The 23,182-nt window shown below is 34.8% G+C and carries 28 protein-coding genes; 8 read left to right on the forward strand and 20 right to left on the reverse strand.

Going from position 1 to position 23,182, the window contains the following annotated elements:
* Positions 1 to 4: 4 nt before the first annotated feature.
* Positions 5 to 1,078, reverse strand: coding sequence for an NAD(P)/FAD-dependent oxidoreductase (locus NiCM35_RS07180; RefSeq protein ID WP_433779041.1), 1,074 nt, complete (start codon positions 1,076 to 1,078; stop codon positions 5 to 7).
* Positions 1,079 to 1,303: 225 nt separating this feature from the next.
* Here NiCM35_RS07180 and NiCM35_RS07185 point away from each other — a divergent pair, with 225 nt between their 5' ends.
* A complete protein-coding gene (locus NiCM35_RS07185) occupies positions 1,304 to 1,540 on the forward strand; it encodes a DUF1450 domain-containing protein (protein WP_047942235.1) in 237 nt (78 codons plus the stop codon).
* 50 nt (positions 1,541 to 1,590) lie between these two features.
* Here the strand turns inward: NiCM35_RS07185 and NiCM35_RS07190 are convergent, their stop codons facing one another.
* A complete protein-coding gene (locus NiCM35_RS07190) occupies positions 1,591 to 2,277 on the reverse strand; it encodes a DUF2225 domain-containing protein (protein ID WP_047942234.1) in 687 nt (228 codons plus the stop codon).
* 315 nt (positions 2,278 to 2,592) lie between these two features.
* Between NiCM35_RS07190 and NiCM35_RS07195 the strand changes: the two genes are divergently transcribed.
* Positions 2,593 to 2,958 (forward strand): HesB/IscA family protein, encoded by a 366-nt coding sequence (locus NiCM35_RS07195; RefSeq protein WP_082138323.1) that lies wholly within the window; start codon positions 2,593 to 2,595, stop codon positions 2,956 to 2,958.
* A gap of 159 nt (positions 2,959 to 3,117) precedes the next feature.
* On the opposite strand, the gene NiCM35_RS07200 is transcribed toward NiCM35_RS07195, so the two are convergent.
* Positions 3,118 to 4,110 carry an NAD(P)/FAD-dependent oxidoreductase gene (locus tag NiCM35_RS07200; RefSeq protein WP_095322188.1) on the reverse strand — a complete coding sequence of 331 codons (993 nt, stop codon included), beginning with the start codon at positions 4,108 to 4,110 and terminating at the stop codon, positions 3,118 to 3,120.
* 334 nt (positions 4,111 to 4,444) lie between these two features.
* Here NiCM35_RS07200 and spsC point away from each other — a divergent pair, with 334 nt between their 5' ends.
* On the forward strand, positions 4,445 to 5,152 hold the full coding sequence (gene spsC, locus NiCM35_RS07205) for a stationary phase survival protein SpsC (RefSeq protein ID WP_433779045.1): 708 nt from the start codon (positions 4,445 to 4,447) through the stop codon (positions 5,150 to 5,152).
* Between the two features lie 160 nt (positions 5,153 to 5,312).
* Here spsC and NiCM35_RS07210 read toward each other — a convergent pair whose 3' ends face one another.
* Positions 5,313 to 5,789: a divergent PAP2 family protein gene (locus tag NiCM35_RS07210; RefSeq protein ID WP_095330523.1), complete on the reverse strand. Its 477-nt coding sequence runs from the start codon at positions 5,787 to 5,789 to the stop codon at positions 5,313 to 5,315.
* Positions 5,790 to 6,257: 468 nt separating this feature from the next.
* Between NiCM35_RS07210 and NiCM35_RS07215 the strand changes: the two genes are divergently transcribed.
* Entirely contained in the window at positions 6,258 to 7,760 is a 1,503-nt protein-coding gene (locus NiCM35_RS07215; RefSeq protein ID WP_095330525.1) for a leucyl aminopeptidase, read from the forward strand.
* A gap of 71 nt (positions 7,761 to 7,831) precedes the next feature.
* Here NiCM35_RS07215 and NiCM35_RS07220 read toward each other — a convergent pair whose 3' ends face one another.
* The 3 genes from NiCM35_RS07220 to NiCM35_RS07230 form a co-directional block, all read right to left on the reverse strand.
* Positions 7,832 to 8,845, reverse strand: a complete 1,014-nt coding sequence (locus tag NiCM35_RS07220) for an alpha/beta fold hydrolase (protein ID WP_095330527.1) — start codon at positions 8,843 to 8,845, stop codon at positions 7,832 to 7,834.
* A gap of 1 nt (position 8,846) precedes the next feature.
* The gene (locus tag NiCM35_RS07225) at positions 8,847 to 9,344 is read right to left on the reverse strand and encodes a hypothetical protein (protein ID WP_095330529.1); all 498 of its coding nucleotides are present in this window, start codon (positions 9,342 to 9,344) and stop codon (positions 8,847 to 8,849) included.
* Between the two features lie 65 nt (positions 9,345 to 9,409).
* Positions 9,410 to 10,177: a glucose 1-dehydrogenase gene (locus tag NiCM35_RS07230; protein WP_095330531.1), complete on the reverse strand. Its 768-nt coding sequence runs from the start codon at positions 10,175 to 10,177 to the stop codon at positions 9,410 to 9,412.
* A gap of 246 nt (positions 10,178 to 10,423) precedes the next feature.
* Between NiCM35_RS07230 and NiCM35_RS07235 the strand changes: the two genes are divergently transcribed.
* Positions 10,424 to 10,633: a hypothetical protein gene (locus NiCM35_RS07235; RefSeq protein ID WP_095330544.1), complete on the forward strand. Its 210-nt coding sequence runs from the start codon at positions 10,424 to 10,426 to the stop codon at positions 10,631 to 10,633.
* Positions 10,634 to 10,827: 194 nt separating this feature from the next.
* Here the strand turns inward: NiCM35_RS07235 and NiCM35_RS07240 are convergent, their stop codons facing one another.
* From NiCM35_RS07240 to NiCM35_RS07280, 9 genes are all read right to left on the reverse strand, one after another.
* Positions 10,828 to 11,208, reverse strand: a complete 381-nt coding sequence (locus NiCM35_RS07240; RefSeq protein ID WP_095330546.1) for a YuzC family spore coat inner layer protein — start codon at positions 11,206 to 11,208, stop codon at positions 10,828 to 10,830.
* A 161-nt stretch (positions 11,209 to 11,369) separates the two neighbouring features.
* The gene (locus tag NiCM35_RS07245; RefSeq protein WP_095330548.1) at positions 11,370 to 11,552 is read right to left on the reverse strand and encodes an asparagine synthase; all 183 of its coding nucleotides are present in this window, start codon (positions 11,550 to 11,552) and stop codon (positions 11,370 to 11,372) included.
* A gap of 109 nt (positions 11,553 to 11,661) precedes the next feature.
* Positions 11,662 to 12,024 (reverse strand): monovalent cation/H(+) antiporter subunit G, encoded by a 363-nt coding sequence (gene mnhG, locus NiCM35_RS07250; protein ID WP_163187786.1) that lies wholly within the window; start codon positions 12,022 to 12,024, stop codon positions 11,662 to 11,664.
* The gene (locus NiCM35_RS07255) at positions 12,005 to 12,292 is read right to left on the reverse strand and encodes a Na(+)/H(+) antiporter subunit F1 (RefSeq protein ID WP_095330551.1); all 288 of its coding nucleotides are present in this window, start codon (positions 12,290 to 12,292) and stop codon (positions 12,005 to 12,007) included. Before NiCM35_RS07255 ends, mnhG begins: the two co-directional genes overlap by 20 nt.
* Positions 12,292 to 12,768, reverse strand: coding sequence for a Na+/H+ antiporter subunit E (locus NiCM35_RS07260; protein ID WP_095330553.1), 477 nt, complete (start codon positions 12,766 to 12,768; stop codon positions 12,292 to 12,294). Before NiCM35_RS07260 ends, NiCM35_RS07255 begins: the two co-directional genes overlap by 1 nt.
* 5 nt (positions 12,769 to 12,773) lie before the next feature.
* Positions 12,774 to 14,246 (reverse strand): Na+/H+ antiporter subunit D, encoded by a 1,473-nt coding sequence (locus NiCM35_RS07265; protein WP_095330555.1) that lies wholly within the window; start codon positions 14,244 to 14,246, stop codon positions 12,774 to 12,776.
* Positions 14,239 to 14,577: a Na(+)/H(+) antiporter subunit C gene (locus NiCM35_RS07270; RefSeq protein ID WP_047942219.1), complete on the reverse strand. Its 339-nt coding sequence runs from the start codon at positions 14,575 to 14,577 to the stop codon at positions 14,239 to 14,241. Before NiCM35_RS07270 ends, NiCM35_RS07265 begins: the two co-directional genes overlap by 8 nt.
* Positions 14,577 to 15,002, reverse strand: a complete 426-nt coding sequence (locus NiCM35_RS07275) for a Na(+)/H(+) antiporter subunit B (protein WP_095330557.1) — start codon at positions 15,000 to 15,002, stop codon at positions 14,577 to 14,579. Before NiCM35_RS07275 ends, NiCM35_RS07270 begins: the two co-directional genes overlap by 1 nt.
* Positions 14,989 to 17,379, reverse strand: coding sequence for a Na+/H+ antiporter subunit A (locus tag NiCM35_RS07280; RefSeq protein ID WP_163187782.1), 2,391 nt, complete (start codon positions 17,377 to 17,379; stop codon positions 14,989 to 14,991). Before NiCM35_RS07280 ends, NiCM35_RS07275 begins: the two co-directional genes overlap by 14 nt.
* A 226-nt stretch (positions 17,380 to 17,605) precedes the next feature.
* On the opposite strand from NiCM35_RS07280, the gene NiCM35_RS07285 reads away from it, so the two are divergent.
* Together NiCM35_RS07285 and kapD are read left to right on the forward strand one after the other, a co-directional pair.
* A complete protein-coding gene (locus NiCM35_RS07285; RefSeq protein ID WP_095330561.1) occupies positions 17,606 to 17,812 on the forward strand; it encodes a hypothetical protein in 207 nt (68 codons plus the stop codon).
* A 381-nt stretch (positions 17,813 to 18,193) separates the two neighbouring features.
* Complete coding sequence (kapD, locus tag NiCM35_RS07290) at positions 18,194 to 18,811, forward strand: 3'-5' exonuclease KapD (protein WP_047942214.1); 618 nt, start codon at positions 18,194 to 18,196, stop codon at positions 18,809 to 18,811.
* 43 nt (positions 18,812 to 18,854) lie between these two features.
* On the opposite strand, the gene kapB is transcribed toward kapD, so the two are convergent.
* Positions 18,855 to 19,244, reverse strand: a complete 390-nt coding sequence (gene kapB, locus NiCM35_RS07295) for a kinase-associated lipoprotein KapB (RefSeq protein WP_047942213.1) — start codon at positions 19,242 to 19,244, stop codon at positions 18,855 to 18,857.
* Between the two features lie 128 nt (positions 19,245 to 19,372).
* On the opposite strand from kapB, the gene NiCM35_RS07300 reads away from it, so the two are divergent.
* Positions 19,373 to 19,888, forward strand: coding sequence for a superoxide dismutase family protein (locus tag NiCM35_RS07300; protein WP_095330563.1), 516 nt, complete (start codon positions 19,373 to 19,375; stop codon positions 19,886 to 19,888).
* A gap of 147 nt (positions 19,889 to 20,035) precedes the next feature.
* On the opposite strand, the gene NiCM35_RS07305 is transcribed toward NiCM35_RS07300, so the two are convergent.
* The 3 genes from NiCM35_RS07305 to NiCM35_RS07315 all read right to left on the reverse strand — a co-directional run bounded on the left by NiCM35_RS07305 (position 20,036) and on the right by NiCM35_RS07315 (position 23,161).
* Positions 20,036 to 21,310, reverse strand: a complete 1,275-nt coding sequence (locus tag NiCM35_RS07305; RefSeq protein WP_095330565.1) for an Nramp family divalent metal transporter — start codon at positions 21,308 to 21,310, stop codon at positions 20,036 to 20,038.
* Positions 21,311 to 21,527: 217 nt separating this feature from the next.
* Entirely contained in the window at positions 21,528 to 22,073 is a 546-nt protein-coding gene (locus NiCM35_RS07310) for a polymer-forming cytoskeletal protein (protein ID WP_095330566.1), read from the reverse strand.
* Between the two features lie 266 nt (positions 22,074 to 22,339).
* The gene (locus NiCM35_RS07315; protein ID WP_095330568.1) at positions 22,340 to 23,161 is read right to left on the reverse strand and encodes a MetQ/NlpA family ABC transporter substrate-binding protein; all 822 of its coding nucleotides are present in this window, start codon (positions 23,159 to 23,161) and stop codon (positions 22,340 to 22,342) included.
* Positions 23,162 to 23,182 lie beyond the last annotated feature (21 nt).

Raw genomic sequence — 23,182 nt, forward strand, 5'->3', positions numbered from 1 at the left:
TTTACTAGTGATTAATTTTATTTTTATTATTTTTATCTTTCCATAACACTCCATGTTTAATTAAGCGTGGAATTCTTCCTGTTAAAGCAGTCTTGGCAATAAGGCCGAAACCGGCTTTTTTCCCTAATGATCCTAAGACTCCTTTCAGCTTGATTGGCGGCATATAATTGGGTAGTACTTTTCCTTGCCATCGAGATATTAAAACAAAAGCAATTTGTTCTGCCTGTCCTTCTGCAAGCTGTGCACTGGGGGGATGAGAAAGGCTTGCGCAATCACCAACTACGAAAACATGCTCATTATCAGGAAGATGGTGATGCTTGGATAAGATAATGCGTCCTTTTTTATCTTTTTCCACGTCAAGTTCTCGCACAATTTTATTTGGTTGAATGCCAGCTGTCCAAATAATACAGTCATAATGGTGGGGGCTTCCATGATTATAAACTGTATTTTTTTTTATACAAGTAATGTTGCTATTTTTGATAAGATTAACCTTTTTATCTGTAAACCATCGTTCTACATAGTTTCTTACTTTTTTAGGATAAGAAGATAATATGGTATTTCCACGATCCAATAGTGTTATTTGCAGGCTGCTACTTTCAGCTAATTCTGCTGCTAATTCAACACCGCTTAAGCCGCCGCCAATAATCGCTACCTTTGCCCCTTGAGGCAAGCTATGGAGATGCTTATGTGTTCGTTTAGATTTATTGATGGTTTGAATACTATGAGTGTTTTCTTTAGCTCCCTCGACTAGGTGATAATTATCCTCACAGCCAAGTCCAATAATCAAATCATCATAATCGATCAGATTTCTTCCCGCTAACCAAACTTTATTGTTTTCCAAATCAATTTTTTCCACTTCTGCTTGTATCATGCTTACTTGAGGGTGTTTAGGAAAAGGGATTTGTAGGCTTTTATCCAGTACAGTGCCAGCTGCAAGAGCATAATATTCGGTTTTTAGAAAATGAAATGGGACTTTATCTATTAATATGACCATAAAATTATATGGTAAATGAGGTATGATAGAGGATAAAACACGCATACCACCATAACCGCCGCCTAATATTATTAATTTTTTCATTTTTTCCCCCTTATTGTGCTCATGAGAAAATCTATTCTTTAAAAATTAGTTCGTAATTTTAGATCTGCTCCTTTTAGAGTATATTAAAAGGTTAGGACTGTTTATTCTTCATTATAGAAGGAAAATGACTTTTCTCCTTACAGATAAGAAAGGAAGTATGAAATCAGACAATTTTTGCGTTCAACACTAAGAAAAACCTGTATAATTCAGAGGGAGGTGAGATGTTTGTTTAAACCGCTAATTGAATTTTGTGCGAGTAACCTAGCATCAGGCGCATATGAAGCGAAAGAATGTCTTGAACAGGATGATTCTTTAGATGTGATTGACTATGGGTGTTTAAGTTATTGTGGGCAATGTGGCGATTCGTTATTTGCGTTAGTAGATGGTGAAGTAGTCAAAGGGAAAGATGTAAACGAGCTTGTTGAGAATATCTATCAATATTTGAAGGCAAATCCAACATAAAACCGCTTATATCAGTGTGTTTAAAATTAATTCACTGATATAAGCGGTTTTTAGATGAAGGTTTTTTGCCTGTCTCTTATTTCCTGCCAGCTTTCTTTTGCCAGCTTGACAATTTGTGTTTCCACTGTCCTACTCTGCTGCTCGATTACTTTCGAATAATATTTTGTAGCTTTTTCTAGATTATCTGTCCGCTTGGAAAGGTCTGCTATTAAATAAATGGTTCTTAATTCTGAAACAGGAGTTCCCTGATAGTCACCAACAGAATAGGAAGTTTCATATTCTGATAATGCAAGGGATATAAAACGCCTCTCTTGTTTATGATTATTTAACATACGATAATGCCATGCAATCCGCAGGTGGAGTCCTGCAAGGGTAATATGCTTATCCTTCCGTAAAGAAGCACAATAAGCAGCTAATTTATATGTTTTAATACTATCCTCTATGTTACGTTCTTTTCCAAAGGAATGTGGAATCCATTGGGAACATACTTTTTCGATTAGTATCCTTTTACTTTCTGGAGAAAAATAAGAAACTGTATCATCACTAAAAGAAAACCCGCAAGCAGGACAGACATTTATGTAATAAAGGAGTGGATTATGCTCAGCATAGACAGGAAAGAAATCTGTATCTAAATTTTTCAATTTGACAAATCTTGAACGTAATTTTTTTGTTGTAAATTTAGTGTGACAAAGCAAACAGGTACATTGCTTATCAAATAACGGTTCGATTTTGTTCAAATTTCTCACTCCCTTTGTTGTTAGGTAAAAAGGCTAGATATTTATATATTTTATTATACCTTATCGTGAGTAATATTCCCTATAAAAATTTTACAGATAGGTGAAAAGTCTATATTATATTAAGGGATTTCTTCAAAGTGGGAACAGTAAACGATAATAATGTTTTAATCGAAAATACTTGAAAAATGTTCGTGTAGATTATCACATAGACCTGTTTTGTTACCATGTTTTACACAGGTCCCTTCAGTTGAGTAGTTTTGATTAGCGGTATATAATATAATAAGAAGTAATAACAGGACGAAAGGAGAATGAACAGTGACAGAAGAAATTGTACACATAACAGAAGCCGCTGCTCTTCAAATAAAAGAAATGATGAAGGCGAACGATGAAGAAGGTTCCTACTTAAGAGTAGCAGTAAAAGGTGGAGGCTGCAGTGGTTTATCTTATGGAATGGGTTTCTCACCGGATAAAGAAGAAAATGACCAACTTTTTGAGCAATATGGCATTCGTGTGTTAGTTGATCAAAACGATGGCCCTATTTTAAAAGGAACAAAAATTGATTACAAGCAATCCCTAATGGGCGGCGGATTCACCATCGACAATCCTAATGCGATTGCATCTTGTGGCTGCGGGTCTTCTTTCCGTACAGCGAAAGTGGCTGGAACACCAGAAGAGTGTTAAGAACAAAGCTTTAAAAGTTGAACACCGCTGTGTCATGAACACCTTTTGGTCTTCATGACACAGCGGTTTTTTTTATTTAATAAAAAAGACTGAATGTAATCAGTTGTTTTCCAAACCATTGAGAGAAAACAACTGATTATCATTAGTCTTTAGAAAAGGTTATTTAAACAAAGAAGTACTGTGAAGAGGCTGTACTCGAGCTTTTGGATCCATATATGTTTTAGCATTATTGACTGCTGTAGGCGCTTCGCCAAAACCTGTAGCTATTAATTTCACTTTTCCATCATATGTGCATATGTCTCCAGCGGCATAGATACCTGGAATATTTGTCTCCATTTTGCTGTTAACAACAATAGAGTTCTTTTGAATCTCAAAGCCCCATTCTTTAATTGGGCCTAAAGAAGAAACAAATCCATAGTTTACAATAACTGCATCTACATCAATAATTTCTTTTTCTTGTGTTGTTACATTTTCAAGAATCACTTGTTTGATTTCCTCATCTCCTACTAACTCTGAAGGAATATAAGGAGTTTTGATGTTTACTTTTGAATTTTTAAGGTTTTCTACACTATGCTCATGTGCACGGAATTTATCACGTCTATGTGCTAAATAAACAGTATCCGCAATAGGCTCTAGCATTAATGCCCAGTCAACAGCAGAATCTCCACCACCAAACACCATTACCTTTTTCCCTGCAAACTGATTTAAGTCATTGATAAAGTAATGAAGATTTTTTCCTTCATATTCTTTCGCTTGTTCCAACTCTAATTTACGAGGTTGGAAAGCTCCGTTTCCAGCTGTAATAATAATTGTTTTGGAGTAATGGACTTCTTTATCGGTAGTAATTTTAAATATACCGTCACCTTGTTTCTCCACTGTTTGAACAGCTTGTTCTAGTACGATAGACTGTTCAAATTTTTTCATTTGCTCTTCTAAATTATCGACTAACTCTTGAGCACGAATTTTTGGAAATCCAGCAATGTCATATATATATTTTTCGGGATAAAGTGCTGTAAGCTGACCGCCAAGGGTAGGGAGACTCTCGATGATTTTAACGGTTGCTTGTCTCATCCCTCCATAAAAAGCAGTGAACATGCCTACAGGTCCACCACCGATAACAGTAATATCATAAATGGTTTGATTTTCTTCCAATTTTCCTAAACCCTCCTAATAAAGATCAGTTCTACAAGCTATCATATCATAATGATTATGATTTCTCACTTTTTTAATCTTCCAATTTTGAAAGCTATCTAGGACCACCATCCTACTCATAAATTTTTATAAAATAAATAATTTCCAACTTTTAACTTTTATTGGTAATAGTATAATTCGGAAAATAATGTAGAAATTATCGATTAGAAGCTTCTAATCGATGTTTTTTTGTATTTTTTTGGTATTTTACTAGGGGGAAAGTTCTGGTTTTTACCTTTTTATGAATAAATTCTTTGAATATGGGAAATGAATAGTTTTGGGAGGAGTGAAAAATATGAATTTTTATAAAAAGTTTTTTAGAAGAGTAGGAATGGTTCTACTTTTTATGGCAGCACTACTAACCACGTTCCAATCGATTTCAGGTGTTAAGGCGAGTTCAATAAATATAGGTACTAACGAACATGCTCAGGTAAGTAAGAATCCAGATCATATTGATCATACAATAAAGCAAATGAGTGTAGCATTAAAAAGCTTTAAAAAGGCATTGGCGGAAAAAACACAAATTTCATCCAGTAAAGAGGTTGCAGGTAAACCACCTTCACTAGAAAATATGAAAGATTGGTCACAATATCCGACAAAACGAGTGATCGCAACAGGCTATACGGCTGGATATGAGTCAACTGGCAAGAACCCAGGCCATCCACAATTCGGTATTACCTATTCAGGCGTAAAAGTAAAAAGAGATTTATATAGTACCATTGCTGCTGATACTAGTGTATTTCCAATTGGAACTATTCTTTTTATCCCTGATTATGGATTTGGAGTTGTCGCCGATACTGGTTCAGCCATTAATGGCAATAGATTAGATTTATACTATGAAACCGTACAAGATGTATATAGTCAATGGGGCAAGAAAACAATAGATGTATACATAGTGGAAATGGGCAAAGGCAAACTAACCGAAGAAACGTTAAGTGCATTAAATGAAGAAGAATCTATGCAAGTATTCCGTCAACAGTATACAAAAGCAGAAAACAAATAATTACATACTTAATTAACAAGTAAAAAGGATATCCTAAAATCAAAGTCCTAACAAAAAATTGTTAGTTGATTTTTAGGATATCCTTCTTTTTTTAGAATAAATATAACTGCTTTTGAATAGCTTAAGCAGTTTTTATTTGGATTTATTCATAAAGAGAAGGTTAATAAATTAGCATATGTAAAACAAGCGTCAATACAATTCCGGTTAGTCCACCAAAAAATACTTCTATCGGTTTATGTCCTAACAATTCCTTTAATTCTTTTCTTTTTTCCTGTTCTGGTTTGTTTTGCCACCCTTTAGCTTCATTTAAAAACTTATTAAAATCATTCACTAAGCGATTTAAAACAATTGCTTGTTCTCCTGCCTGTCTTCTAACACCTGTAGCATCAAACATAGTGATTATCGCAAAAATAGCAGCAACCGCAAAGATCGGTGAATCAAAGCCTGTTTGCAGAGCCACACCAGTAGACAGAGCAGTTACAGCTGCTGAGTGAGAACTTGGCATTCCTCCTGTACTTGTTAACAAAGACCAGTCAATTTTTTTCGTAACAAAATAAGTGATTGGCACTTTGACAAATTGCGCAAAAAAGATTGCAGCCAAACTTGCAAGTAAAGGAAAGTTAGCTAGTAGTTCCATAAAAACACCTCATCATTCTGTGAAAAATATGTACTTTTAGTATGTATACCTTATTTAACGCATTATTAATCTTTCATATAAGGAGAATTAATGGAAATAAGGAGGTAGACAGTGGAGTTAGATATAGGGTAAAAATGAATTTTATTCTGTGTTATTTGCTTTCAAAGCCATGGAAAAACAAAATGCGATTCATTTTTAAATGGGCGAGAGCAATTTTCAATGCTCACTTTGCTTTTCCACTTATCTTATTATAACATAACCAAATATCGAGCTTTCTACTTAAATTCGAAAAAACTTTTTATATTTTGGTATCTATTATAAGAAAGTTGTTTTTCAAAATAAATTATAGCTCATCTTTAGGAATGCAGCTTTATCATTTAGAATTGAATGATGTAAATTTAATTAGATATACGAAATGATAAATAAATTCGTTATAATAGAAGAAGAAATAGAATGGAGGAATTGATTATGTTTTCATATCAGAAAGAATGGGATTTTCAAAATAATCATGAAAGTATTATTATTGGATTATTTGATAAGTCTATTAAATTAGAAGGTCAGCTGCAATTACTAGACGAACAGTTTGAAGGAGAATTAACCAGTTTAGTAAAAGATGGAGATATTTCAGCAAAGAAAAAGTCCGTTACGGTGATACATACTTTTGGAAAAATTGGAGCAAAAAGAATTATTTTTGTTGGATTAGGAAAAAAGAAAGAACTTTCCTTTGATGAGTTAAAAGCAATCTTTGGAGCAACTTTCAAACGTATTACTAGTGAAAAGTGGGTGGAAACAGCTGTATACTTAGATTCCTTTATATCAGAGGAAAATGATGCACAAGATGTTGCTCATGCATGCAGTGAAGCGTTTGGTCTTGCTACCTATGAGTTTTCAGGTTATAAACAAAAATCAAATGAACCAGAAAAAAAGATTACAGAAATTACGGTTTATAGCCATGCAGAGCAAGAGGAAGTTTTGTCATCGCTAACAGTAGGGTATGTATACGGTCAGGCGACAAATTCTGCACGTACGCTAGTTAACTTGCCAGGAAATATGTTAAAAGCAGCAGATCTAGCTAATTATGCACTAGAATTAGCAGAAAAATATGGCTTTGAGGCAGAAATATTAGAGAGAGAAGATATGTTAAAGCTTGGTATGGGGGCAATGCTTGCTGTGAACCAAGGTTCGACAGAGCCTCCTAAAATGATTGTGCTGAAATACCAGGGAAAAGATAACTGGGAAGATGTCATCGGCTTAGTCGGAAAAGGGATTACGTTTGATACAGGTGGCTATTCTATTAAGCCAAAAACAGGTATTGTCGGTATGAAAACGGATATGGGCGGTGCGGCAGCAGTTCTTGGAGCAATGGAGATTATTGGAGAATTGAGACCAGAACAAAATGTCGTTGCAGTTATTCCATCTACTGATAATATGATAAGTGGTAATGCGTTTAAACCAGATGATGTTATCACATCAATGAGTGGAAAAACAATTGAGGTATTAAATACAGATGCAGAAGGTCGCTTAGTTTTAGCAGATGCAGTAACTTACGCAAAACATCATGGCGCTGACTACCTTGTAGATGTTGCAACCCTTACAGGTGGAGTAATTACTGCTTTAGGAATGGAAACGACAGGTGCAATGACAAATAATGAATCTTTATTTGAACAAGTGTTAGAAGCTTCCTATGAAGCAGGGGAACAAATGTGGAGACTGCCTATTTTCGAGAGTCATAAGAAATTAGTGCGCAATAGTCCGATTGCAGATTTAAATAATTCACCAGGTGCCGCTGGTCATGCAATTATGGGTGGGGCCTTTATCGGCGAATTTGCAGAGGAAACACCATGGGTGCATTTGGATATTGCTGGAACGTCTACCCAAAGTAAAGCTACTGATTTAGGACATCCAGGCGGAACAGGCGCTATGACTAGAACATTAGCATTGTTTGTGGAAAGATTTGAAAGTACAAAGTAGAAAGTTTTATTAAAATATAATATAAAAAATTACAGACCCCATTTTATTAATTTGATGGGGTCTGTAATTTTTTATAAGGGGGTGCTGTGCGCTTGCAGCCACTTTTCCATTGGTTCTGGCATATGGGAACTCGCAACGAGACCAGCATGCCCGCCCTCAAATAAAACAAAGGATTTATCTTGACTTGAAACAAGATCCATAATTGGTTCGCAGAGAGAACTTGGAACAAGTGGATCATTCTTGGTGGAAAATACGAGTAAATTGGAGTGAATGTTCGCCAAATCAACCTCTTCCCCGTTGATTGTTAATCCACCCTCAATCATCTTATTGTCCCTGACATAGTCATTCATAAGTTGTTTAAATGTTGCACCAGCTACAGGGATATGATCAAGTGTCCATTTGTTCATTCTTGCCCATTTTTCCGAGTATTTATCTTCGCCAGAACGATTCAAAAGTGCTAAATAATGACTGAATGACAGGGGAGCAACAAGTAACCTAGTGCCATATTTAACCGATTCAGGAGGAACAATTCCCATTTTATCGATTAATTCCTCAAGGTGCAGTTCATTTTCGCGAAGGGCATTCAGCCACTTATCATAGTCCGGAAAATCGGAAAAATTAATTGGAGACACGGCAAGAATTAAGTTTTTAATATAACGATTATCTAATGCGGCAAATATGCTGGCAAGTGTTCCTCCTAAACAAAAACCAATGACAGTAAAGGAATCGGAATTAGCATGTCGCATCGCTCGTTTAAAACCTGGTTGAATATACTTTGTTATATAATCATCAATGGTTAAATGACGATCTTCATATGCAGGGATTCCAAAATCAATTAAATACGTATCATACCCTGCGTTATTAAATGCCTCAATTAAACTCATGGAGGGACCTAAATCAAGAATATATGGTTTATTTACGATCGAATAAATAAGGAAAATCGACTCTTTATATTTTCTTTCTTTAGAAGGGTAATACCATAAAGTTGCTTTGTTTTTTTTCCAGATGGCATATTTTTCTGACTGTCCAACGGCAGGATCGTACGATAAGGTATGAATAAATTTAGCTATACTTTTTTTTGCCATATTATATCGCCTGATTGGAAAAAGTAGAAAAGCTGAGTTCGTCTTTTTGTGAATCCAATTGTTGTTTTGCTTGTGTCAATTCATTTTGAAGTGTGGAAATACGTTGTTCTTGTTCAGTAATAATAGTTGTCAATTGATTAGAGTAATCATCAGAAGGATTCATGTTTAGTTGTTCTATTAATTGTTTGACTTCTTTCATCATTGTCGTTAATTCAAATAACTGATCATCAAGATTATCGATTTTTTCTTCTGATTGAAGAATTAATTGGGTTGCATTTGCAAGGTCTGTTTTAGTAGGTAGATTCATATAATTACTTAATTGCTCTGTATAGGTTTGAATTCGATCTATTTTGTTTGTTAATGGATTTGTTTTTGAAGTCGTGAAATCAATGATGGACATTTGATTTAAGCTTTTTTTAATACGGTTATTTAACTGATATTGTAATAATGTTCCACCTTTCTTTAATAACTCATAAAAATCGATTGTAACGTGTGCCATTTTCCTATCCCTCTTTCTTTTCTTTTTTAGTGAACATCCTAAAGTCTATTTAAAGACTCACTTTTTTATAAACTGGAGGAAAGTCCACCATCAATGGCAATTGTTTGTCCAGTGATATAATTGGAAGATTCTCCAGCCAAGAGCAGAATAATTCCATCTAAATCACTTAATTCCCCTAAGCGCCTTGCTGGAATTCCAGCAGTAATTTGTTTTTTATAATCTTCTAAGCTAGTCGTAATACTTGTAGGGAAAAATCCTGGCGCAATCGCATTTACTTGGATATTATATCGAGCTAACTTAATAGCTAATTCTTTGGTTAATGTAATGAGTGCCCCTTTACTAGTGTTATACGCGATTGCATCTAATAAGTGTGGCGGAGTTCCGTTAAATGCAGTAACAGAAGAAATATTAATTATTTTTCCCTTTTTTTGTTCTACCATTTTTTTTGCAGCTGCCTGTGAAAATAAAAAAGAGCCTTTGAGATTAACATCCAGTACTTTATCCCATTTCTCTTCGGGATAATCAAGAAAAGGTGCCATCCAGGAAGTTCCGCTGTTATTAATTAAGATATCTATTGTTTGGAATTTGGCGATTGTTTGACTAATAACATGGTCTATATCCTCTTTTTTGGATACATCGCATGGAAGGGCTAATACCTTTATCCCTTTATCTTGTAATTTAGCAGCAGTTTTTGTACACTGTTCTAAGTTTCTGGAACAAATGACAATATTAGCTCCAGCTTCACCTAGTGTTTTAGCCATTTGTTCTCCTAACCCTCGACTCCCCCCTGAGATAATTGCCGTCTTATTCGTGAAATCAAAAAGTGAATTCATTTTCTTTACCATTCCTCCTGCGACATCTATTCCATATAGTATAGACAAGCAATGACCTAAGCGTGAATAAATTAATGGAATTACCTATGCCTATCCTGCCTTTTTTTATCAACAAAAAAGCATTTATTCTATTATTTCTAGAAATTTAGCCATATAAGGCGATAGCCCAGTCCAAAAGAGGGACATTCGCATAGAAAATAGAGAAAAGAAATAAGTCTAAAATGAGAGTGGAGGTAATGTTGAAGAATGTATGGATACCCTTATCAGTATCAATATCCACAACAAGATTCAAGAGCCTGGTTTGCAGCACCCTTTGTGGGTGGTTTATTAGGAGGAGTAATAGGAGGAGCTTTAGTTAGACCAAGACCATTTTATGGTCCTGTCCCATACGGCCCTGTTCCGTTTGGTCCAGCTCCGTTTGCTCCGGGACCATATGGACCGTATCCTTATTACTAAAAAATTCATCAGCTGGATGGAAGAATAGCTGTTTTTGGTAAAAAGGTACAATTCATTATATAGCAATGCTTGCAAGGATTATAATCTTGACACAAAGCATTTAAGAAAAATAAAATTCACTTATTCTTTATCGGATTATTTCAGGCAGTATGATATACCGCCTGAAATAATCTTTTATGAACAATTTAAAAATGCTAACGCCATCTCAATTGAACAGATAAGAAGCAGCAATAGGGTGGTTTATTTTTATGGTCGAAATTTAATGTGATCCCATCAGGAGTATAGGCTACTGTAGGGGTTTCTTTTACACCAATTGACTTAATTAATTGCTCTACTGTTTCCGTTTTAGATAATTGAGCGGCATTCATGAGATTTTTGGAAAAGTCAGGAGAGTTAGCTAATTTTTTTAAACAGGTTTCTACATCAGGCAATAAAGATAGGGTATCCTTAGCAGAGTCGATGAGTTTAGAAGGATTCGCTTCTGGGAGTTCTCGAAAATAGAGAGGATAATGAAGATATGGGTGGAATGCTGCTAAAGTAGGGATTTTACGATGATAATATCGAGCGTGGTACATAGTAGCCATTCCTTTCATGCATAATCTTATTTCTTATATACTATTCCTTATCAAGGGAATTTATGAATAAGAAAAAGACTTGAAATCACAAAAGGAAAAAAGATCCTGTTTGGATATCAAGTCTTTAAAGTGTGCAGAACTTTAAGATGTTTTGTTTAATACTAAAACTTATTACGGTGTTCGATTAGATCAATTGTTCCTAAGACGACATGTGCTAGTCCAAATCCAAAGACTGTATTGGAAATCATGGAATCGACTTTACGATTTTTCTTCATGGCAATGCCGGCAGTTGTAACGGCTGTTCCAAGAACAGTAGGGATTAATCCTTCACGTATATTTTTCATTTTATTGTACTCCTGTTCTGTATTAGTCCAATGACAGGACAGGAATATTATTTGCTTTTGTTTGAAAGCTTATCCTGCATTACATTGGGTCTGCAGGGAAATGATGGTTTTATTTGCTTTTCGCAGCAGCGTCTCTCGCTTCTTTTAAATCATCTCTTATCGTTTCATCTGCCATTGGTATTTTTCTGTTATAAGCAGAGCGAATAATAAGTTGTCCCGCAACTGGAGATGTTAAGAAAATAAAGGCGATTGCAAGAATTAAACGAGAATTAAAAATTTGTTCCGACTGAAAAAAATAGAGACAAGCACCAAGAAGGATAAACATGACTCCTAGAGTTGCGGATTTAGACGCTGCGTGACTTCTTGTATACACATCTGGTAATCTTAATACGCCAATGCTTGCAACTAGACTTAATAAGGATCCTAAGAGAATAAGAATGGCTATAATAATGTTAATGATTGTCTCGGTCATTTTCGATTATTACTCCTTTCTCCAGATACTTAGAAAAAGCTACCGTACCAATAAAGGCTAAAATACCAATGAGAAGAATAACTTCCAAAAAGGCCGAAGTTTTTAACACTATTGATAAAATAGCAGTAATCGCAACAAGGTTGATTCCGATAGCATCTAGAGCGACTACTCTATCGGGAGTAGAAGGTCCCTTTACGACTCGATAAATAAATAAAATCGTCGAGATAGAAACAATAAATAAAGATATATGCATAATGGTCTGGAACATCAAATACTCACCTCTTGTATGGCTTTTTCAAAGCTATTTTTAATACTGCTGATAGCGGCCTCTTTATCGCTAATATCCATTGCATGAATATATAGGATTTTATTATCTTCTGAAATATCCACTACAAGCGTTCCAGGTGTGAGCGTGATAAGATTACAAAGTATCGTTATTTCCCAGTCTTTCCTTAAATCGGTTTCTAGGGCAAAAATACCCGGCGTTACTTTTAACCTTGGCCGAAGAATGATTTTTAACACAGCGATATTGGAAAGTACTAATTCTCTTAGAAAAATACCTAAAAGTTTTAATATAGAAACAACTCGATATAAATAAAACTTATCGGAGAAAAATCTTCTTGTAATAAATATAAGAATCAATCCGATAATAAACCCGATTAGAAACGTATCTGGAGCGAAGGAGCCTTTCAGAAACATCCAAATAAAACTGATTACAAAATTTAATAATAATTGAAATGCCATTGTCATCACTCCTTTAATACGGCATGGATATAGTTTTCCGGTTGCAATAAACTTTCAACAGCGAGTGAAATATATGGTGAGATCATCTCTGTGCCAATTCCGATTAGACAGGAAAGAAGGACTAGTATACACCCGGGTAGTAAAAGTGTTTTTATAGACTTTATAGTAATATTATCTGATTCCTCTCCCCAAAAACCTTTAACAAATATCTTGATAACAGATAGTAATACGAGGAGACTCGATAGCACAACAATAAAACTTCCCATATAATTCCTTTCTTCAAAGGCTCCTTGAATAATGAGTAATTTACCAATAAATCCACTTAATGGCGGAATACCTGCAAGGCTAAGTGCGGCAAGAAAGAAGGTCCAAGTCAGTAAAGGGTATTTCTTCATCAAGCCACTCATATATTTTAAATTGCTAGTTCCAGTAATATAAATCATGATTCCAATTAATAGAAACAGCGCTCCTTTAATAATCATGTCATGTAAAAGGTAGAAAATCGCTCCATTTAAGGAAGTGCTATTAAAAATAGAGAATCCATACAAGATAACACCAATTGCCGTAACGATATTATAAATAATAATTTTTTTGACATCATTATAGGCAATTGCTCCAATTGCTCCTAAAATAATGGTTAGAAGAGACAGGATGCCTAATAATGTAAAGACATAAGAATCCTCATAGAAGAAGAGGGAGTACGTCCGGGCAATCGAATAAACTCCAACTTTTGTTAATAACGCTCCAAATAATGCAAGTATCGGTATGGGAGCGGCATAATAAGATCCTGGAAGCCAGAAAAATAACGGGAAGAGAGCCCCTTTTAATCCAAAGACGATTAAGAACAGGACAGCTATGACCGTTAATATGCCTGATCCACCCACTTCACTGATTCGCTCTGAAATAGACGCCATGTTTAAAGTTCCAACAACAGAATAAAAATAGGCAACGGCAATAACGAAGAGTGCGGAAGCGACAACATTTACAATAATATATTTTACTGTTTCTCTTAATTGAATTTTTGTATTTCCAAGAACAAGTAGTACATAGGAAGCCATTAACATTACTTCAAAAAATACAAACAAGTTAAAGATATCGCCAGTTGAAAACGCACCAATAACACCAACTAAGAGAAATTGAATCATAGCGTAATAAAAGTAATTTTCTCTTTCTCTATCGATTCCCTTAAAGGAGTAGAGGATACAACAAAAGGCGATTATATTTGTTGTTAACACTAGAAGTGCTGATACCATATCTGCTACAATCGTTATCCCAAACGGAGCATCCCAATTACTTAAATTTACTGTTTGAATTCCCTCATTTTTGATTTTATCTATCATAAATAGCACAATTATAATCGAAACACTAGTGCTCAATAAGGAAATAATCCGTTGTAAGATGGTCTTCTTATAAAAGAAAATCAAAATGATTCCTGTGAGTAAAGGAATTAAAATTGGAAATAGAATTAAGTTACTCATGCTTTTTCCCTCTCAATTTCTCCAGATTATCAGTCCCTAATTCTTGATAAGTTCTGTAGGCAAGTACTAATAAGAAGGAAGTGACACCAAAGCTAATAACAATCGCAGTTAATATTAATGCTTGGGGTAACGGGTCAGAATAACTGTCAGCATGCTGCCCTAAGAGTGGCGCAGCACCTTTCTTTAAGCCACCCATCGTTAATATTAGTAAATGAACCCCATGGCTAAGAAGGCCAGTTCCGATAATAATGCGCAATAGACTCTTAGAAAGAATTAAATACGTCGCACACATAAATAAAATGCCGATAATGAATGCCATTAAGAATTCCATTAGTCATCCTCTCCAATCGTTTGAATAATGGTCATTGTAACTCCCACTACTACTAAGAAAACCCCAAGATCAAACAGTGCAGCAGTGTGAAGGGACGTTTCTCCTAATAAAGGCAAGTGAGCATGTTTATTAAAAAAGTGCGTTAAAAATGGTTTGTCATTTAATACGCCAATCATTCCTGTTAAAGTGCTTATCAGCAATCCTATTGCAGTAACATAGATAAAATTAACCGGAAAGATTTTCTTTACTAATTTTAAATCATAAGCTATCAGCAATAGAACTATTGCTCCACTTGCCATTAATCCACCGATAAAGCCTCCGCCTGGCGTATAGTGACCAGCAAAAAAGAGATCAACTGCATAGAGGAGTATTAAAAAAACAATGACTTTTGTAATGGTTTGTAAAACTAAATTATTTATTTTCATTTTTCTTTCCTCCCATTCTCAAAGTGATCATCGAATAAATACCAATAGCAGCAATAGCTAGTACTGTAATTTCAAAAAGTGTATCAAAACCCCTGAAATCCACTAAGATAACATTTACCATGTTTTCTCCTGCCGCTTTTGTATACGTATTCTCCACATAAAATTGAGAAATGGAATCGAATAGTTTCGTGCTATAGGAGGCAATCGCAATGATCATCACTACGAGTCCAACTAGTACAGAAATGATTGCATTGGATAATTTGAAAGGAATACTTTCCTTTTTTCTAGCATTTCTAGGTAAATGGTAAAAACACAATAAGAATAAAGCAACGGAAACTGTTTCAATAACTAATTGTGTTAAAGCAAGATCAGGTGCGCGAAATACTACGTAAAATAATGATACGGTATATCCGACTGCTCCTAAAAGAATAATAGAAGTCAAACGAGATTTAGCGAATAATATAGCGATGGTGGAAATCACCAGAACAAGCGACAGCACGACTTCATATCCACCAATTGGTGCTAGTCGGGAAGTGTTTATTGTAAAGCCATCCTTTATAAATAGAGTGTAAGAAAGGATTAGAATAAAGAAAGAAAAGATATAAATGAGATAGGTACGCAAGGAACCTGTCATATATCTGTTTGTCAGCTTGTTAAATCCATTTTCTGTTTCGCCAAATAACCAATCATATATTCGATTCCAAATAATAGGAATGGCTTGATAGATAACAGACCATTTTCCTACAGTTAAATAGAGAATTATTCCAAACACAATGACCCCAATCGTCATAAATAACTCAGGTTCAAATCCATGCCAGTGATAGATATGCAGATCATAAACGCCTCCGCCATAAATAGATGTAATAGCAGGAGAAAGAATGGTATTGGTTAGAAGCCCAGGAAATAATCCAAATATGACAACAAGGGATACTAAGATAATGGGTGAAATAAGCATACCCATTGGTGCTTCATGTGGTTTAGCCGATAATTTTTCTGGTTGGTATTTTCCAGTGAAAGTCTTAAATACAAGAATCATGCAATAAACAAATGTAAAGATACTGCCGATCCATGCAATGACAGGTAATAGAACTCCCCACGTATTTAGGTTAAACATTTGGAAGTCAAGAATATTTAACATACTTGCAAAGAACATCTCTTTGCTCAGAAATCCATTAAATGGCGGGATACCAGCCATAGACAGCGAGCCAATTAATGCGATAGCAAATGTGATTGGCATAATCTTCATCAGGCCGCCTAAACGACGAATATCTCTTGTCCCAGTTTCATGATCAACAATTCCAACCATCATAAACAAACTTCCTTTAAAGGTTGCATGGTTGACAAGATGGAAGATTGCAGCAGCTGTGGCAATGTAATAAACACTTTCATTGTCATAGTGGACACCAGCAGCTCCAATCCCTAGTAAAGACATAATCATTCCGAGCTGACTGATTGTTGAGTATGCTAGAAGACCTTTTAAGTCTACTTGTTTTATTGCCATAAAAGATCCATATATTAGAGTAACAATCCCGACAAGTGATACAATCCACAGCCAATAACCAGACACTGCAAAGACAGGACTTAAACGGGCCACAAGATATATACCAGCTTTAACCATTGTAGCGGAATGCAAATAACTGCTGACAGGTGTTGGAGCTTCCATTGCATCAGGCAGCCAAATATGGAATGGAAATTGGGCAGATTTTGTAAATGCACCAAGTAAGATACAAATCATCCCTAAAATAAATAATGGATGAGACATAATAGAATCTTGTTGAACAGAAGTAATTATTTCTGAAATAGTAAAGGATCCGGTCATTAGGTAAAGTAGAACAATTCCTGCTAATAAGGAAAGACCACCAAATACGGTAACAACCATTGATTTGATTGCGCCATATCGCGAGTTACTTCGATTATTCCAAAAACCTATTAAAAGAAACGAAGAAATACTGGTAATTTCCCAGAACATATAAAGCACAATGAGATTATCAGATAAGACAACACCGAGCATTGCTCCCATGAATAATAGAAGATATACATAGAAATGATTGACCTTCTCTTTGTTTTTATCCAAATAATAAATGGAATAGAGAATAACAAGAGAACCGATTCCAGTTATTAATAATGCAAATAGCATGCCGAGACCGTCTAATTTTACGGCAAAATCAATTCCTAGTGATGGAATCCATGGGATTGATTCTACTTTTGTATGTAAATTTGAGGTTGTCCCAATGTTTCGGCAAAAATAAATAAACAATAGCAAAGGAAGTGGAAGAACAAACCATCCAGTATGTATTTTTTTCATAAATTTAAATGTGATAGGTATTAATAGGGTGTATAAAAATGGTGCAAGTACAACCCAGTGAAGTATAGACAATTTAACCCCTCCTTAATCTTTTCTAAATAAACGCTTGAAAATGACTGAACATGTTAAAGTATAACGCAAAAAAAAACGCTCTGCATACAGGAAACAAGAAATTAAGTTAAGGATCAACCTTTCTATTAAATAGGTAGAAACATGGTCTAAAATAGGAAAAATTTTTTTATTTTTTTGTGTAAAACACCCACCTTTTTGCTCAAACTAATGGTGAGGTGGTATATACATGCATTTAAAAACAAAGGTCTATATTTCCATATGTCTATTTTCTCTAGGTCTTTTTGTTGGAATTTTATTGGACAACTTCCAAAAAAGAGAGTTTTATTCACTGGAGGAACTTCTTTTCATAGAAGAGGCAAACTCTCCTTTTTTTGATGAAACGATGATTCCTTTTCAACCAAGAGAATATATCAGGATAATCGCAGAAGAATAATGCAGCGAAAAGGGACAGCCGTTTATTAATGGTTGTTCTTTTTTTATGTTCTGCAGTAGAAGGAAAAATATGTGTAAGGGGAAAACTTGTTTATTTCGTAAATATCCAAATGGAAGCAGTCTTTCGTATTCCCAAACTATATTTAAAAAGGAGAGCCATCCTGTAGCTTTTTACGTTGCATTTCTGCATAGAATCAATAAATGGATCTGATAAATTAATGAAAAAAAATAAAGATAAAATACAGAAAATTAAAAAGGTTAAGTGATATTCTGTTATAATATAGATATATATATAACAGCTAGCTTATCGAGATGAATAGAAGGAAGAACGGTTTAGACAGGATGATTCATGTGAAATATCGATAAAAAAGAAGGTGAAAGAATGGAAAAGCAACAGTATTTATTTATTGACTTTGAATTCACCATGCCAGAGAAAAGTAGTAAGTTTAAGGGGTTTTATCCAGAAATTATTGAGGTTGGTATAGTAGCCGTTGTTGGTGATACCATAAGGGAACAGTTTTCTTCATATGTAGTACCCCGTAAGTTTTCAACCCTTTCAAGGAGATGCAAATCTTTTCTACATATTTCACAAGAACAAGTAAATAACGGGATATCTTTATACGATCTAATGAAAAAGCTTGAGGCAATTTGTAACGGATACCAAAATATTATTGTTACATGGGGAAACATGGATATGAAAGTGCTAAAGGATAATTGTCATAAAGCACAACTTCCCTTTATACTATCTTGTAAAGAAGTTGATTTATCGATGGAATATAAGCGGTTTTTTGGTGATAAAAACCAAACAGGCTTATGGAAAGCAGTTAGGGAATATGGCAGAGAGGGAACTGGGAAACATCATCGTGCTTTAGATGATGCCTTAACCACTTATCATATTTTTAAACTCGTTGAGCAAGATAAGAAGTACTTGGGGAAATCTAATCAACCAACCATTGGAGACTTAATTGATATGTCTAAATTATTTAATAAGTTTGCATAAAAAAGACGAAGAATACATTCCTCGTCTTTTTTGTTATTTTCATCTAAACGATTTTATAGTATTCTGCATTAAGTATTTCCAAGTTTTTTAAACTTTGAATAGCGAAAGCAGAATCATCTTCTTGAAGCTCTTTACGCATTTTTTCGATAGCAGTTTGTAGAGAATCATTATAAGAAGGAATGGAGTCTTCTTTATATAGCTTGACCATTTTCTTTGGAGCATTCATCTGTTCTCGGTAAGAAAGGGCTTTTCTTTCATGGAAAATATCAACTATGGCCTCTTTTGGCTGATGCAAATCTCCTTGCATCGGATGCTTTAAGACCGCAAGAACCCGTACTAAATAACTTTGAGGACGAATCTCTGTAATTTCCCCGATGTATTTTCCAGTTTTATAAAAGGCGGTGACGATGGAACCGATAGCTAGTTCTGACAATCTAATCCCTCCAGATTTTCTTTCCTTTTATAGTATCATAAAGGCTATAGTTTGATAAACGAGAATAACTGCATAATAAGGAGTCTTTTTTCAAATATTAATACCAAACCGTCCATGGAGGAAAAAAGATGAAAAAACTGAGTTTATTAGTGCTGATAACCATTTTCCTAACCGGCTGTGCGGAGGGGGAAGTGACAAAAGCAGAGGTAGAAATGTTTAATGATGTGGGAGACTCTTTAGGAACAATTAAATTGCAGGAGCAGGCTGACGGAGTAAAATTATCTTTAAACTTAAAAGGTCTAACTCCAGGAATCCATGGTATTCATATACATGAAACAAATAAATGTGATGCTCCAGATTTTCAATCGGCAGGCAATCACTTTAATCCAGATAATAAAGAACATGGTTTACTTCACCCAGAAGGTGCCCATGCGGGTGATTTACCTAATATCTTGGTAAAGGAAGATGGAACTGCAAAAGCTGAGCTAATGGCACCACAAGTAACCCTTAGAGATGGAAAAAATTCATTATTCAGCAAAAAAGGGACTTCAATCGTTATTACCGAACAACAAGATGACGGAATGACTCAACCTGCAGGGGATTCAGGCGAAAGAATCGCATGTGGACCGATTAAAAAGAAATAATACTAGAAAAAAACAGGCGACTTTTGGAGTCTCCTGTTTTTTTCATTGATTCATTTTTCAGGTGCTGGAAAAAAACGAAAAATTGTTCTGGGCTTTTTGAGATTGAATGTTTATTTTTTTACGAAAAAGAATCTTAGTCGCCTTGTCTTACTGAAATGTTTGTACGAGAATAAAAATATTCAAAGCGACAATTAAAATAGCCATAACCCAAGAAATAACTGTAATCCATTTTGTATTGACCAGGTTTCCCATAATACGTTTTGAACTAGTAAACATTATTAATGGAATAAGAGCAAAACCAATTCCAAATGATAAGATTACTTGACTTATTACTAGTGCAGTTGTTGGATTAATACCTAATGCAATGACAGCAATAGGGGGCACCATTGTAATAAATCTTCTTACGTATAATGGAATGCGAAAATGAATAAATCCCTGCATAATCACATCTCCAGACATCGTTCCAACAGATGAACTGGATAATCCAGCAATTAATAAACCTAGGCCAAATAAAGTAGCTGAAATTGGATTTACTAACTGTCCGAAATAGTTAAAAGCTACATCTAAATCTTCCACAAATAATCCATTTTTATGGAATAATGCACTAGAGACGATAAGCATTGCTCCATTAATAAATCCTGCAATCAACATGGCAATAAGGATATCGATAAATTCAAAGCGAAAAATTTGCTTTTTTTCTTTATCCGTTTCCCCAACAATTCTATTTTGTGTTAATGCAGAGTGTAAGTAAATTGCATGTGGCATTACTGTAGCTCCAAGGATACCAGCAGCTAAAATTACGCTATCTAATCCATCAAATTGTGGAGTGAATAACCCGTGTAATAAAGATGGAACATCTGGCTTCGCAAAGAACATTTGTACAATAAAAGAAAGGACAACAATAAAAAGCATCCCAGTAATTCCTGCTTCTAGAGAACGGTATCCCCGTCTTTGTAATTCAAGAATGGCAAAAGATCCAACAGCAGCAATCAGACTAGCTTCCAGTAAAGGAATACCAAAAAGAAGATAAATACCAAGTGCTGCACCAATAAACTCTGCTAAATCTGTTGCCATAATGACAAGCTCACCTTGTATCCACAAACCGATAGACACAGGCTTGGGAAATTCCTCTCGAGCTACCTCTGCTAAATTTTTACCAGTAGCAATACCTAATTTTGCTGATAAGGATTGAATAATTAACGCCATTATATTTGAAAAAAGAATAACCCATAATAATAAGTACCCATATTTTGATCCAGCAGCAATATTTGTTGCGAAGTTTCCTGGATCAATGTAGGCAATTGCCGCAATGAATGCTGGTCCTAAAAAAGGAAGGATTCTTTTCCAGCCTTTAACTTCCTCGCTAAACACACTTTTTGCTGATTTAGAATGATTTTTTTCTAAAGATCGATTTCTGTCCATTTTTCTCACCTAATTTTGCTTTGGTTTAAAAAGTTTCGTTAATGCAACTTTTATATAAAAGATATTCCTAAATTAGAAAATTGTCAATCTATTTGTGTTAATTAATTTATAGGGAATTTTGTCAATTTGATTAGAGCATTAGTTGAGGAAGAATGGGAGTGTAGAAGAAAGTATATAAAAATACCTAGCTGAGTCACCAGCTAGGTATTATAAGCTATTATTTTACTTCTTGTGCACCAGTTACTTCGCCATCTATTACAGCAGAAGATTTAAATGCATCACTTTTGTAATAAACATTACCGTCAACTTTTGCAGTAGCATCAACAGTAAACCCATTAGCTTCTACATAAACATCACCAACAAATGTACCACCTTGGATTTTGAAATTTTCACTTTGGACAGTCATTTTAGGAGCTGTTAAAGTGAAGGAATCAATAATATTATGGTCTTCATCTTGTGTATAAAGAGCAAGTTTACGATAGATTGGATTAGCAGCATCATTTTTATCGTGGAATTCACCAGCTACTAAGATATCACTGTCTACTTTTAAATCTTGAAGTGTTGCAACAATCCAAGTTCCATCAGCACTTAATGCTTTCACTAGTGGATCTGCTTCATTTACGATGGAAGCTGTTGTTACTACATCAGCTGATTGCTCTGCTTTTTTCTCTTCTTTCTTTGGTTCTGTGTCTGTATTTCCACAAGCAGTTAAAAGTGCTCCTGCTAAGATGGAAGCTAGTAAAACTTTTGGTGTAATTTTCATGATCAGTTCCCCCTATAATCTTCTTTATGTTGTATTGTGAATGGATTCACAATACAACATTATATTAACACACAGTTCACTGTTGTAGAGGGGAGAGGTGTGACTAATTTGTGAAAGAAATATGGTGAATATGTGACTTTATTTTAATAATCAGAAAATTAACAAAGGACCTTTTCTTCCATTAGTTACTCGTTTTGCATAAAAAAAGAGCGAGGTTTGTTGGGGGGAAATTCCCAACAAACCTCGCTAACTGCAAAATCAGTTTCTTAATTCATCCACTCTGGTTTACCGAAGCCTTTGAATTCCTTATCAATTACTTTTTCGAATTCTGCTGACTCAACAGCAGCTTTTATATCTTTAGCGAAAGGAGCGTCGATATCTTTCGTATTAACAACAACACGGTTACGATATTGATCAAGCATATTTTCTAGTTTTAGTGCGTCTAATAAGTTCATTTTTGCTGCTAGGGCGAAGTTGCCTGGTACAGCGGATAAATCTACACTGTCAACTGCACGAGGTAATTGAGCCGCTTCAATTGTTTCAAATTTTAGATTTTTTATATTCTTTGTCACATTTTTTTCAGATACAGTAAGTGGATCAGCAGCTTGATCAATTTCAATTAAACCTGCTTCTTCTAAAATTAAGAAAGCACGCGCCGCATTGGTCGGATCGTTAGGGATAGCAATTGTTGATCCATCTGCAATTTCTTCTAAACTTTTAAATTTATTGGAATAAATACCCATTGGTGCAGTTGGAACAGAAATTAGTTCAGATAACTTTATGTTATTTTGTTGAGCAAAAGATTCCATATAAATTTTATGTTGGAATAGATTCGCATCAATACTACCGTCGGCTAGTGCTTTATTTGGCTGCACATAATCTGTAAACTCTGTAACTTCTACTTTATAGCCTTTCTCTTCCAAAATAGGTTTAATAGCCTTTTTAACCATGTCTGCATAGGGACCAGAAGTTGCACCAATATTAATTTCCTTTTTCTCTCCTGTATCTGCATTGTTTTTGTCTTGTCCGCAAGCACTAAGTACAGTAAATGATAATAATAATAGAATTCCTATAAGTATTTTTTTCATTGTCTTTTCCTCCTATTAACT

Source organism: Niallia sp. M35 (assembly GCF_050971705.1).
In the GTDB taxonomy this organism is placed as follows: Bacteria; Bacillota; Bacilli; order Bacillales; family Cytobacillaceae; genus Niallia; species Niallia circulans_A.